General features: G+C 38.4%; 10 protein-coding genes. All 10 read left to right on the plus strand.

Going from position 1 to position 13,329, the window contains the following annotated elements; genetic code table 11:
- The first annotated feature begins 636 nt into the window (after window positions 1–636).
- The 10 genes from licT to rpsR all read left to right on the plus strand — a co-directional run bounded on the left by licT (window position 637) and on the right by rpsR (window position 13,324).
- Window positions 637–1,482, plus strand: a complete 846-nt coding sequence (gene licT / locus IGI65_RS02710) for a BglG family transcription antiterminator LicT (protein WP_438773152.1) — start codon at window positions 637–639, stop codon at window positions 1,480–1,482.
- A 258-nt stretch (window positions 1,483–1,740) separates the two neighbouring features.
- Complete coding sequence (locus tag IGI65_RS02715; RefSeq protein WP_438773153.1) at window positions 1,741–3,621, plus strand: beta-glucoside-specific PTS transporter subunit IIABC; 1,881 nt, start codon at window positions 1,741–1,743, stop codon at window positions 3,619–3,621.
- A gap of 27 nt (window positions 3,622–3,648) precedes the next feature.
- Window positions 3,649–5,088, plus strand: a complete 1,440-nt coding sequence (locus IGI65_RS02720) for a glycoside hydrolase family 1 protein (RefSeq protein WP_438773154.1) — start codon at window positions 3,649–3,651, stop codon at window positions 5,086–5,088.
- A gap of 367 nt (window positions 5,089–5,455) precedes the next feature.
- Window positions 5,456–5,698 (plus strand): S4 domain-containing protein YaaA, encoded by a 243-nt coding sequence (gene yaaA / locus IGI65_RS02725; RefSeq protein WP_071865544.1) that lies wholly within the window; start codon window positions 5,456–5,458, stop codon window positions 5,696–5,698.
- Complete coding sequence (gene recF / locus IGI65_RS02730) at window positions 5,685–6,794, plus strand: DNA replication/repair protein RecF (protein ID WP_095006952.1); 1,110 nt, start codon at window positions 5,685–5,687, stop codon at window positions 6,792–6,794. Before yaaA ends, recF begins: the two co-directional genes overlap by 14 nt.
- Window positions 6,795–6,826: 32 nt before the next feature.
- The gene (gene gyrB, locus IGI65_RS02735; RefSeq protein ID WP_438773155.1) at window positions 6,827–8,776 is read left to right on the plus strand and encodes a DNA topoisomerase (ATP-hydrolyzing) subunit B; all 1,950 of its coding nucleotides are present in this window, start codon (window positions 6,827–6,829) and stop codon (window positions 8,774–8,776) included.
- 201 nt (window positions 8,777–8,977) lie between these two features.
- Window positions 8,978–11,512, plus strand: coding sequence for a DNA gyrase subunit A (gyrA, locus tag IGI65_RS02740; protein ID WP_071865536.1), 2,535 nt, complete (start codon window positions 8,978–8,980; stop codon window positions 11,510–11,512).
- A gap of 676 nt (window positions 11,513–12,188) precedes the next feature.
- Window positions 12,189–12,488 carry a 30S ribosomal protein S6 gene (gene rpsF / locus IGI65_RS02745; protein WP_016173265.1) on the plus strand — a complete coding sequence of 100 codons (300 nt, stop codon included), beginning with the start codon at window positions 12,189–12,191 and terminating at the stop codon, window positions 12,486–12,488.
- 45 nt (window positions 12,489–12,533) lie between these two features.
- A complete protein-coding gene (gene ssb / locus IGI65_RS02750; protein ID WP_438773156.1) occupies window positions 12,534–13,064 on the plus strand; it encodes a single-stranded DNA-binding protein in 531 nt (176 codons plus the stop codon).
- Window positions 13,065–13,087: 23 nt separating this feature from the next.
- Window positions 13,088–13,324, plus strand: coding sequence for a 30S ribosomal protein S18 (gene rpsR, locus IGI65_RS02755; RefSeq protein ID WP_071865534.1), 237 nt, complete (start codon window positions 13,088–13,090; stop codon window positions 13,322–13,324).
- Window positions 13,325–13,329 lie beyond the last annotated feature (5 nt).

Below are 13,329 nucleotides of genomic sequence, written 5' to 3' on the forward strand. Positions count from 1 at the left end.
AACTCTTGGCGACAATAAGTCGAAATCTTGAGAAATTTGAGGAAAAATTTATTAAGATTTCGTCTTATCGCTTGAGAGCTGATCATGTTTATTATGCTTTTCTTTGATCTAGCACACAAACGAACTCTCTACGGTAATAAGCTGAAAGTTGAAGAAATTTGGGAAACAATTTATTAAAATTCCATCTTATTACTTGAGAGTTACCCACGTTTGTTCCGCTTTTCTTTTGATCCAGCTTCACGAACTAACTCGCTGCGACAATAAGCTAAAATTTGAAGAAATTTGAAAAGCAATTTATTAAAATTCTATCTTATTGCTAGCAAGTTGGACGAGTTCGCAAAGCTTTTCTAAGTGTCTAGCATAATAAACAAACTCTCTACGGCAACAAGCCAAAATCTTGAGAAATTTGAGGAACAATTTATCAAGATTTCGTCTTATTGCTTGAGAGTTGACCGTGTTTATTATGCTTTTCTTCTTTGGAAAGGCTTGCAAATTGTTTTTAGCTGTGCTAGATTATAAATAAGGATTGTTACTGTTAGGCAGGCAAAACCGGAATTTACCACGTAAGCACCAAGGGGGAAATTCTAGGTTTTTTTTATTTGTCTGAAAGTGAATCGCAAGCAGGGAGTGGGAATTGTGAGAATTGAAAAAATCCTCAATAACAATATCGTCATGTCAAAAAACGCTGCTGGTGAAGAGGTTATCTACATGGGGCGTGGCTTGGCTTTTGGTAAAAAAGTTGGCGCTGAAATTGATGCGGCTGTCATTGAAAAAGAATTTATTTTAAAAGATTCCCTGACCGCTGGACAGTTTCAACAATTATTTACCGATGTACCTCCTAAAGAAGTTGAGGTGGTAAAGCAAATTATTGATTTAGCTGAAGAAAAACTGCAACAAGAGCTGTCGGCTAATATTTACTTAACTTTAACAGACCATATTCATTACGCATTAGAGCGTAGTAAAGAAGGCATTGAGATTCCAAATCCTCTTTTATTTGAAACGCGTAAGTTTTATCCCAAAGAGTTTGCGATTGCTAAAGAAGCGATTGCTTTAATTAAAGAAAAATTGCAAATTGAACTACCTGAATCAGAAGCGGGATTTATTACTTTTCATATCGTCAATAGCGAGCAGGTAAATTCGGAAGGATCGATGCAACAGACGATGCAGGCGACAGAAATTGTGCGCGATATTTTACAAATTATTAGTCGCTTTTATGGTATCGTTTTTCGCCAAGACTCTTTGAATTATCAGCGCATCGTTACTCATTTGCAGTATTTTGCGCAACGTTATTTACGAGATGAATTAAATGAAGAGTCCGATGAATTTCTCTTTGCTTTAATTCAATCCAAATATCCCAAGGCTTTTCAAACGGTACAACGTATCAATGATTATTTAATGAAAACCTATCAAAAACCGCTGGGAGAATCGGAAATGATTTATTTGACGATTCACATTCAGCGCGTCGTTTCAGAGGAAACGTAAACATTCAATCAATAACGGATTGTTACTGTTCGGCAGGCAAAACCCAGATTGAAAAGACAAAGATACCCATTTTTATTTTTTGGGATCGTGTTTTTTCTTTCTGGGTTTTTTTATTTAGGTAAAATGAACGAACTCTTTATGGCAATGAGCTGAAATTTGAAAAACAATTTATTAAATTCCATCTTATTACTTGAGAGCCAACCATGTTTATTATGCTTTTCATATTTATATAAATTAAACTGACAAGGAGAGAGAATTATGAGCAGCAATAAAGAAATAGCTAGTCGTGTTTTAGCGGCAGTAGGTGGGAAAGAAAATGTCAACAGTGTGGTGCATTGTGCCACGCGTTTGCGTTTTAAATTAAAAGATGAAGATGTGGCTGATACGAAGGCATTAAAACAAGATGATGATGTAATTCAAGTCGTCCAAAAAGGTGGCCAATACCAAGTGGTAATTGGTAGTCAGGTGGGGGATGTTTATCGGGAATTAAATGATATTGCCAATTTTGATAATACCGAAGCTGTCGAAGAAAAAACGGGAAATATTTTTGATCGTTTGATTGATATTATCTCCTCTATTTTTACTCCTTTTTTAGGTGCAATGGCTGGAGCCGGAGTTTTAAAAGGTTTTTTAACTTTAGCTTTAACGCTAAATTGGGTAACAGATACATCTGGGGTTTATATAGTATTATGGGCGATTGCCGATGGTTTATTCACCTATTTGCCGGTGATGTTAGCTTTTACTGCGGCCCGAAAATTTCATACCAATGAATTTTTAGCGGCAGCTTTAGCGATGGCCTTGGTTCATCCGTCTATTACAGCACTGGCCGGCGAAACATTACATTTTCTAGGCTTACCGGTCATTATTGGGGCTAGCGCGTATACGTCTTCTGTGATCCCAATTATTTTAGCGGTCTTTTTACAAAGTTATGTGGAAAAATTCTTTAAAAAAGTTATTCCTGACTTTTTACAAACCATCGTAGTACCATTGGCGATCTTTTTGGTTATGGCACCATTAACGTTTATCGTAGTAGGTCCTTTAGGTACGATTTTAGGGAACTTATTAGGTAGTGGTTATGATGCGATTTATGGTTTGAGTCCAATTTTAGCTGGTGCGATTATGGGGGGCTTATGGCAGGTATTTGTTATGTTTGGCATGCATTGGGGCTTTGTACCAATTATGATGCTCAATTTAACTCAATCAGGTTTTGATACGATGATGCCAACATTACTCCCTGCTGTTTTAGCTCAAGGTGGGGCTGCTTTAGCCGTTTTCTTTATGACAAAAAATGTAAAATTAAAAGGTTTGGCGCTATCTTCAACGATTACTTCGATTTTCGGGATTACCGAACCTACCGTGTATGGTGTCAATTTACCGTTGAAAAAACCATTTATCGCAGCTTGTATTAGTGGCGCTATTGGTGGTGCCTTTATTGGCTTTTTTGAAGTCCGTAACTATGTTTTTGGTTTAGTTAGTTTGTTAAGTTTACCAGGCTTCATCCCACAAGATACAAAAGCTATTACTGGTTTAGTTATGGCAGCAATCGGGACGGCAATCGCCTTTGTACTAGCCTTTATTTTGACATTTGTCTTACGTTTTGATGAACAACCTGAAGATGCTGCATTGGCAGAAAATGATGCAACAACACCAGTATCTCCTAAAGTTGAAGCGTTGGCTAATGGGCAAACAGTTATGATTACAAGTCCTCTATCAGGGGAAGTGTTACCGTTAACTCAAGTAAAAGATCAAGTTTTTTCTTCTGGAGCACTAGGTAAAGGGGTTGCGATTAAACCTTCTGAAGGAAAATTATATGCGCCTGCCGATGGTGTTGTGACTACGCTATTTCCAACTGGTCACGCTGTGGGAATTACGACTGAAACTGGTGCGGAAATTTTGATGCACATTGGTATGGATACGGTGGAATTAGACGGTCAAGGATTTACGGTAAAAGTAAAACAAGACGATCACGTTAAAAAAGGCGATTTATTAGTTGAATTTGACATTGAAGCGATTGAAGCAGCAGGTTTTTCTACTATTACGCCAATTGTAGTAACCAATACGAGCGATTTTATGGATGTATTGGATATGGATCAAAAAGAAGTCATTCACGGCGAAGACTTTTTAACAATTGTAAAATAAAAAATTAACTATAACAGGAGGAACATCATGACAAAATCAGTATTTAAAGAAGGCTTTTTATGGGGTGGCGCGACAGCTGCCAATCAATTAGAAGGAGCTTATTTAACAGATGGTAAAGGTTTATCTGTGGCCGATGCGATGCCCGGTGGTAAGCAACGTTGGCAGATTTTAGGGGATGAAAATTTTGATTGGACTATTGATGAGAAAAAATATATTTATCCCAACCACACTGGAATTGATCATTATCATCGTTTTAAAGAAGATATCGCGCTTTTTGCCAAGATGGGCTTTAAATGCTATCGTTTTTCCATCGCTTGGTCCCGCATTTTTCCACAAGGAGATGAAAGTACGCCCAATGAAGCAGGCTTGCGCTTTTATGATGAATTAATTGACGAATGTTTAAAATATGATATTGAACCAGTCGTGACAATTTCGCACTACGAAATGCCTTTAAATTTGGCTAAAAAATATGGTGGCTGGCAAAATCGGCAATTAATTGACTTTTATGAACGTTTTGCAGACGTTGTTTTAAACCGTTACTATAAAAAAGTAAATTATTGGATGACCTTTAATGAAATTAACTCTGCTTTTGAGCTACCAGCTTTAAGTATGGGAATGGTAAAAAGTAATGGTGGCGGAAATTGGCAAAATATTTTTCAAGCGTGGCATCATCAATTTGTCGCCAGTGCCAAAGCAGTTAAAATTGGTCATGCTTTAAAATCAGACTTACAAATTGGCTGTATGATTATTTACGGCACTAGTTATAGTTATGATGCTAATCCTGTGAATCAAGTGGCAACCATGATTCAAAATCAAGAGTTCAATTATTTTTGTGCCGATGTCCAAGTCCGCGGGCAATATCCCGCTTATACTAAGCGGATGTTAGAAAAATATCAGGTGAAACCATTGACTATAAAAGAGGACGATTTAGCCTTAATAGCGGAAAATACGGTTGATTACATCGGTTTTAGCTATTACATGTCAACAGCGATTAACGAAACGACGACTGCTGAAAAAGTGCAAGGCAATATCTTAGGCGGTGTAAAAAATCCTTTCTTAGCTGCTAGTGACTGGGGTTGGCAAATTGATCCAAACGGGTTGCGAATTGCCTTAAATGAATTGTATAACCGGTATCAAAAACCATTATTTATCGTGGAAAATGGCTTAGGAGCTTATGATGAAGTGGATGAAAACTTCTATGTAGCAGATGATTACCGGATTGATTATTTACGTCAACACATCATCGCCATGGGAAAAGCAGTCGCAGACGGCGTTGATTTAATGGGCTACACACCTTGGGGTTGTATTGATTTGGTCAGTGCCTCCACTGGTGAAATGAGTAAGCGTTATGGTTTTATTTACGTCGATAAAGACGATGAAGGAAATGGGACTTTAAACCGTTATGAGAAAAAATCTTTTGATTGGTATCGCAACGTCATTGCCACTAACGGTCAAAATTTAGATTAAGCCAATAAAAAGCAGCAACTCAGCTGAGTTGTTGCTTTTTTTATTTGCTTTATAAACAAACTCTCTAGGGTAATAAGTTGAAATTTGAGGAACAATTTATCAAGATTTCGTCTTATTGCTAGCGAGCTGACCATGTTTATTATGCTTTTCTTACAAAAAATGGAAAACAACTGTATTACTTTCAGAAAGTCATAAATTATCTTAAAAGGGCATAAAATCGTTTTTACGGCTTTTTTTACTTTTCGGATAAAAATTATCTAAAAAGATTAAAACTTCTTAGAAGTGAAAAAAACTGGGGGAAATTTGTTTTCTGGCCAAAAAAACGGTATAATAAACCTAACTGTGACTGGAGAAACGAGGGATGAAAATGAAAGCAAAAATCGCAATTACAGGAGACTACATGACCCTAGGCCAAGTGCTAAAAGAAGTCAATGTGATTTCCAGTGGTGGACAGGCCAAATGGTACCTGGCTGAAAACACTGTTTTAGTTGACGGAGAGATTGAAAATCGCCGTGGCCGTAAGCTTTATCCAGGAATGATGGTCGAAATTCCGGATGAGGGAACTTTTTTTATGGCGCAAGCACAGGAAACAGATAATGCGCCTGAATAATCTTTTTTTGCAGCATTTTCGCAATTACGAGGATCTAGCTTTGACTTTTCCTAAAAACTTAACAATTTTTTTGGGAGAAAATGCCCAAGGAAAAACGAATATTTTAGAAAGTATTTACGTTTTAGCTATGACCAGAAGTCACCGCACCAATAATGAGCAAGAACTGATTGAATGGGGTGCTGATTTTGCCAGCGTGAAAGGTGAAGTGCAAAAAAATCATAGTAAAGTGCCGTTGGAGCTTTTATTAACTAAAAAAGGCCGAAAGACGCGCATCAATCACATTGAACAAAAACGGCTTAGTAGCTACGTTGGTCAACTAAACGTGATTTTATTTGCACCGGAAGATTTATCTTTAGTCAAAGGTAGCCCTTCTTTGCGGCGTAAATTTCTCGATATGGAAATTGGCCAGATTGATCCGATTTATTTATACGACCTCGTCCAGTATCAAAATGTCTTAAAGCAACGCAACCAATATTTAAAACAGCAAAAAAAAGTCGACTTGCTTTATCTAAGCGTCTTAAATGAACAGTTAGTAGACTTTGGCAGTAAAGTTTTATTAGCTCGCGCCAAATTTGTGAAGCGGCTAGAATACTGGGCCAACTTGTTGCATCAAAAAATTAGCCATGAAAAGGAAAATTTGACTTTACGTTATGTTTCCACCCTTGATTTTACGCTAGCTGATAGCGTTGATGAAATAAAGGAACGTTTTCTTAACCTTCTAGAGAAAAATCAAGCGCGGGAGTTGCAACGACAGACCACGCTTTTAGGCCCTCATCGTGACGATTTAAGTTTTGCCATTAATGAGATTGATGTGCAGACTTATGGTTCACAAGGGCAACAGCGAACTACTGCGTTAAGTGTCAAATTAGCAGAAATTGATTTGATGCAAGAAGAAACTGGTGAATATCCAATTTTATTGCTTGATGACGTGATGAGTGAATTAGATGATTCTCGTCAACTGCACCTTTTGGAAACAATTGAAGGGAAGGTACAGACGTTTTTAACGACGACTACATTAGATCATGTCAAAAATAAAATGACCGTAACCCCCACGATTTTTTACGTGGAAAATGGTCACTTAAGCACCACCAAATAAATAGATTATTGAAGAAATGAGGATCCGCATAGATGACAGAAGAAGAAAAAAGCTTAGTGGAACGTGCCAAAGAATATGACGCCAGTCAGATTCAGGTCTTAGAAGGCTTAGAAGCGGTACGCAAACGTCCTGGGATGTATATCGGCTCGACGAGTTCAGAAGGCTTACACCACCTTGTATGGGAGATTGTTGATAACTCAATCGATGAAGCTTTAGCTGGTTTTGCAACTAAAATTCAAGTCATTATTGAAGAAGACAATTCCATTACAGTCACAGATGATGGGCGGGGAATTCCTGTTGATATTCAAGCCAAAACCGGTCGTCCGGCGGTGGAAACCGTTTATACCATTTTACATGCCGGTGGTAAATTTGGCGGTGGCGGCTACAAAGTTTCTGGTGGTCTACATGGTGTTGGGGCTTCTGTAGTAAATGCTCTTTCGACCAAATTAAGAGTCAAAGTTTACAAAGAAGGCAAAGTGTATTTCCAAGAATATCGTCGTGGTGCTGTTGTAGATGATTTAAAAGTCATCGCTGAAACAGATCAACACGGAACAGAAGTACGTTTTTGGCCAGATCCAGAAATTTTTACAGAAACCACTATCTTCAGTTTTGATAAATTGGCAACGCGCGTGCGGGAATTAGCCTTTTTAAATCGTGGCTTGCGTATTTCAATTGAAGATCGCAGAGAAGAAAAAACTGTCTTAAAAGAATACCACTATGAAGGTGGGATTAAGAGTTATGTGGAACATTTGGATAAAAATAAAACCGTTTTGTTCCCAGATCCCATTTATTTAGAAGATCAACAACAAGATATTGCCGTAGAAGTTTCTTTACAATACACTGACGGCTATCACATGAACATTTTAAGTTTTGCCAATAATATTCATACTTATGAAGGCGGAACGCATGAATCTGGCTTTAAAACAGCATTAACACGGGTTATTAACGATTACGCCCGCAAACAAAAAATTATGAAAGATAACGACGATAATCTTTCTGGTGAAGATGTACGAGAAGGTTTGACGGCGGTTATTTCAATCAAACACCCAGACCCTCAGTTTGAAGGTCAAACCAAAACAAAACTAGGTAATTCAGAAGTGCGAACGATTGTCGATCGTTTATTCTCAGAACACTTTATGAAATTCTTGATGGAAAATCCTAATGTGGGTCGTCAAATCGTCGACAAAGGGATGTTAGCTTCAAGAGCGCGTCAAGCAGCCAAACGAGCACGGGAGATGACACGTCGTAAAGGAGCTTTAGAAATCAGTAATCTGCCGGGTAAATTAGCAGATTGCTCTTCTAATGATCCAGAACGTTGCGAATTATTCATCGTCGAAGGGGATTCTGCCGGTGGTTCAGCAAAACAAGGACGTAACCGTGAATTTCAAGCGATTCTACCAATTCGGGGTAAAATTTTGAACGTGGAAAAAGCGTCAATGGATAAAATTTTAGCCAACGAAGAAATTCGTTCACTCTTTACTGCGATGGGAACTGGCTTTGGTGGCGATTTTGATGTTTCAAAAGCCCGCTATCATAAATTGGTTATCATGACCGATGCCGATGTCGATGGTGCGCATATTCGGACATTGCTATTGACGTTATTTTACCGTTATATGCGTCCGATTGTAGAAGCGGGATATGTGTATATCGCGCAACCACCATTGTACGGGGTTAAGCAAGGCAAAAATATTACCTACGTGCAACCAGGTAAAGATGCAGATGAACGCTTGCAACAAATCATGGATGAGTTGCCTAAAACACCAAAACCAACAATCCAACGTTACAAAGGTTTAGGGGAAATGGACGATCATCAATTATGGGAAACGACAATGGATCCAGAAAATCGTTTAATGTTGCGCGTTTCTGTCGAAGATGCGATTGAAGCCGATCAAGTTTTTGAAATGTTAATGGGTGATCGCGTTGAACCGCGACGAGCATTTATTGAAGAAAATGCGCATTACGTGCAAAACTTAGATATTTAAAATTAGTCATGATGCTAGTATGAAGGGAAAAATTGAAAATTTTGTGCTGATTGTTGTTTTATTATAACGGCGGCATAAATTTTCTCACTTCCTTTCTAGCGGTCATGTTTACCACAATGAGTTTATTTAACCCAACGCTTTTTATTTTCTAAAAGCAACGTTTTTGGCGTTTTTTAAACATCTCAGTTAGGAGTGAAACACTTGGAAGATAATAAAGCCCACATTCATGACGTCAATTTGAGTAGTGAAATGAAAAATTCCTTTATCGACTATGCGATGAGTGTTATCGTCGCACGGGCATTACCAGACGTTCGTGATGGCTTAAAACCCGTTCACCGCCGGATTTTATATGGGATGAACGAATTAGGTGTAACACCAGACAAACCTCATAAAAAATCAGCCAGAATTGTCGGGGACGTTATGGGGAAATACCACCCCCATGGTGACTCGGCTATTTATGAATCAATGGTACGGATGGCCCAACCTTTTAGTTATCGCTACATGTTAGTAGACGGCCATGGTAACTTTGGTTCTGTCGATGGTGATGGTGCCGCTGCGATGCGGTATACTGAAGCCCGCATGAGTAAACTGGCTTTAGAAATGCTACGAGATATCAATAAAAATACAGTTGATTTTACCAGTAACTACGATGACACAGAACGAGAACCAGAAGTTTTACCAGCTCGTTTCCCTAACCTTTTAGTCAATGGGACAACCGGGATTGCAGTCGGGATGGCGACAAATATTCCTCCCCATAACTTAAATGAAGTTACGGCTGCGATTAATTTATTAATGGAAAATCCAGACGTTACCACGAATGAATTAATGGAAGTTCTCCCTGGACCTGACTTTCCAACAGGTGGTTTGGTTATGGGTAAATCAGGTATCCGCCGTGCTTATGAAACAGGTAAAGGTTCCATTACCGTTCGGGGGCGGGTAGAAGTAACTGAAATGCCAAATGGCAAAGAACGTATTTTGGTAACGGAATTGCCTTATATGGTCAATAAAGCCAAACTGATTGAACGTATCTCTGAGTTACACCGGGATAAGCGAATTGAAGGAATCACTGATTTACGGGATGAATCAAGCCGTGAAGGTATGCGGATCGTCATTGACGTTAGACGCGATGTCTCAGCTTCTGTGATTTTAAATAACCTCTATAAATTAACTGCCTTACAATCTTCATTTGGCTTCAATATGTTGGCCATTGAAAAAGGTGTACCAAAAATTTTAAGCTTAAAACGTATTTTAGAAAATTACGTTGAACACCAACAAGAAGTTGTAACGCGCCGAACTGCTTTTGATAAAGCTAAGGCAGAAGCGCGCGCTCATATTTTAGAAGGTTTGCGGATTGCTTTAGATCACATTGATGAAATTATCGCCATTATTCGTGGTTCAAATACAGATGATGAAGCTAAAAATACATTGATGGCAAAATTTGAATTATCAGATCGCCAAGCCCAAGCCATCTTAGATATGCGTTTACGTCGTTTAACCGGTTTGGAACGGGATAAAATCGAAAAAGAATACCAAGAATTATTGGCATTAATTACTGATTTAGCGGATATTTTAGCTAAACCTGAACGTGTAAATGAAATTATCAAAACCGAATTAGGCGAACTAACGCAACGTTTTGGTGATAAACGCCGGACGGAACTTTTAGTCGGAGAAGTTTTGAGTTTAGAAGATGAAGATTTAATTGAAGAAGAAGAAGTTGTCATTACCTTGACGAATAATGGCTATATTAAACGTCTAGCCAATAGTGAATTCCGTGCGCAACGTCGTGGGGGAAGAGGTGTTCAAGGAATGGGTGTGCACGATGAGGACTTTGTTAAAACATTAGTTTCTTGTTCCACTCATGATACTTTACTCTTTTTCACCAATGTCGGAAAAGTCTATAAAGCCAAAGGTTACGAAATCCCAGAATACGGTCGGACGGCTAAAGGGATTCCGGTTATTAACTTATTAGGTATTGATTCTGCCGAAAAAATCCAAACGATTATTGCAGTTAGTGGCCAAAGTGACAATAAATACTTGTTCTTTACCACGCTTTTAGGTGTTGTCAAACGAACTTCAGTCGATGCCTTTAGCAACATTCGCAGCAATGGTTTAATCGCGATTAATCTAAAAGAAAACGATGAATTAGTGGATGTTTTAGAAACAAGCGGGGATGACACGATGATTATCGGGACTCATGATGGTTATTCGGTCACCTTTAAAGAAGAAGCCGTGCGGGATATGGGCCGAACTGCATCAGGTGTGCGGGGGATTCGCTTAAGAGAAAATGACTACGTTGTCGGCGTATCGGTCATTACACCAGATAGTGAAGTCTTAGTCATCACAGAAAATGGTTACGGAAAACGTACAGCAGGCTCAGAATACCCTGTGAAAGGCCGTGGGGGTAAAGGGATTAAAACTGCCAACATCACCGCTAAAAACGGTCCATTAGCCGGTTTAACGACGGTTAAAGGGGACGAAGACATTATGCTAGTAACAAACAAAGGCGTAATTATTCGCTTTAATGTAGCTTCTGTCTCTCAAACTGGTCGTGCAACACTAGGGGTGCGTTTGATGAAACTGGAAAATGACGCTAAAGTGGTCACGATGGCCGCAGTTGAAGCTGAAACAGAAGAAACAGATGAAAGCCCAGTAAGTGACAACGCAGCAGAAAACGTAACAGAAACTACAGTAGAAACAGAAACAATCATTGAAATAGATGAAGATGAACAAGAATAGATAGCATTAAGTTAGGAGATGTGACAAAAATTTTGTCACATCTCTTTTTTTTCGAGTAAACGGTGTGACAGAAGCTGGTCACTTCTGTCACAATTTTTTTTGCTATAACATAAATAGTGCAAAAGAAAGAACCTCTTCTTGGCTAAGGGTTCAAGGGCAATTTCATAAAATTTGAGCTACAATTTTTGTAAAATTTCTTACTGATTTTCCGATAGGCTTTGTAGCTATTAGCTTAGTAACTCTAATACTGTGGATAAAAATATGATCTAATAAAAAGTTATCCACTGTTGATAAGTTTCATAAAAATTATGAAAAATCGAACTGAAGTAAAATCTGGTTTAAGAGTAGCTACGATAAAATGTTATTGTTTTTCTGATAGTTAGCATAAAAGAAAGCCATTTTCAGCCAATTGTGATTTTAGTTGCTATTATTGTGCCAAATTTTGTCGTGCTAGCTGCTAAAAAATTTTTATCTTTTTTTGTATATTAAAATAAATTTACTAGCAAAGTGCGTAAATAAAAATGAAGGGATAAAAGAAGTGATTTGACGAGTAATAAAAAATTCTTGCTTTAATGGGGCGTTTCCTGTATAATTCTACTTTGTGAGTAGTCTTAATGATACTCTCTCTGCTCTTAGAAAACTAAGGGCCTAAAGTCCATAGGGAGGTGAAAAATCAATGGAAAACACGAAGTATGAAATTATGTACATCATTCGTCCAAACATTGATGAAGAAGCAAAAACTGCTTTGATCGAACGTTTTGATGCAATCTTAAAAGACAACGGCGCTGAAGTTGTTGAATCAAAAGATTGGGAAAAACGCCGTCTAGCGTATGAAATGAACGGATTCCGTGAAGGCATCTATCATATCGTCAAAGTTACTTCTCCATCAGATGCGCCAGCGATCAACGAATTTGACCGTTTAGCGAAGATCAACGACGGCATTTTGCGTCACATGATCGTTAAGGAAGAAGCTTAATATTGTTTCACGTGAAACAAATCTATGACGAGGAGATGATCCGGTTTGATTAACAATGTAGTTTTAGTCGGTAGATTAACCAAAGATCCTGATTTACGTTACACAGCTAATGGAGCGGCAGTTGCGACTTTTACTTTAGCGGTAAATCGTAATTTCACCAACCAAAGCGGTGATCGTGAAGCAGATTTTATCAATTGTGTTATCTGGCGTAAACCAGCCGAAACTTTAGCGAATTATGCCCGTAAAGGAACGCTACTAGGTGTTACTGGTCGTATCCAAACACGGAACTATGAAAACCAACAAGGTCAACGTGTTTACGTAACTGAAGTGGTTGCTGAAAACTTCCAATTATTAGAATCCCGTTCTGCAAATGAACAACGTCAACAAGGTAGTACAAACACTAACGGTGGCGGTGGTTTCAACAATAATTATGGTGGTGCCAGCCAACAAAACAGTTTTAATCAAAACCAACCTTCTCAAAACAGCGGAATGCCGAGTTTTGATCGCGATACTTCTGATCCATTTGGGTCTGACGCATCAACCATCGACATTTCAGACGATGATTTACCATTCTAAGCAATTGATAGGAGGGAAATAGGATGGCACAACAAAGAAGAGGCGGACGTAAACGTCGCAAAGTAGACTATATCGCAGCTAACCATATCGAACATATCGATTACAAAGATATTGAATTGTTAAAACGATTCATTTCAGAACGTGGTAAAATTTTGCCACGTCGTGTAACAGGTACTGGCGCGAAAAACCAACGTAAAATTACCGTAGCGATCAAACGCGCACGGATTATGGGCTTACTACCTTTCGTAAGCGAAGACTAAAAATT

This window comes from Enterococcus sp. DIV0755b (assembly GCF_051713765.1).
GTDB lineage: Bacteria > Bacillota > Bacilli > Lactobacillales > Enterococcaceae > Enterococcus_C > Enterococcus_C canintestini.

Excerpts from the sequence above, each read along its gene's own strand:
- rpsR (WP_071865534.1), top strand. The coding sequence starts at position 13,088 with ATGGCACAACAAAGAAGAGGCGGACGTAAACGTCGCAAAGTAGACTAT.
- recF (WP_095006952.1), top strand. The coding sequence starts at position 5,685 with ATGCGCCTGAATAATCTTTTTTTGCAGCATTTTCGCAATTACGAGGAT.
- IGI65_RS02720 (WP_438773154.1), top strand. The coding sequence starts at position 3,649 with ATGACAAAATCAGTATTTAAAGAAGGCTTTTTATGGGGTGGCGCGACA.
- yaaA (WP_071865544.1), top strand. The coding sequence starts at position 5,456 with ATGAAAGCAAAAATCGCAATTACAGGAGACTACATGACCCTAGGCCAA.
- rpsF (WP_016173265.1), top strand. The coding sequence starts at position 12,189 with ATGGAAAACACGAAGTATGAAATTATGTACATCATTCGTCCAAACATT.
- gyrB (WP_438773155.1), top strand. The coding sequence starts at position 6,827 with ATGACAGAAGAAGAAAAAAGCTTAGTGGAACGTGCCAAAGAATATGAC.
- IGI65_RS02715 (WP_438773153.1), top strand. The coding sequence starts at position 1,741 with ATGAGCAGCAATAAAGAAATAGCTAGTCGTGTTTTAGCGGCAGTAGGT.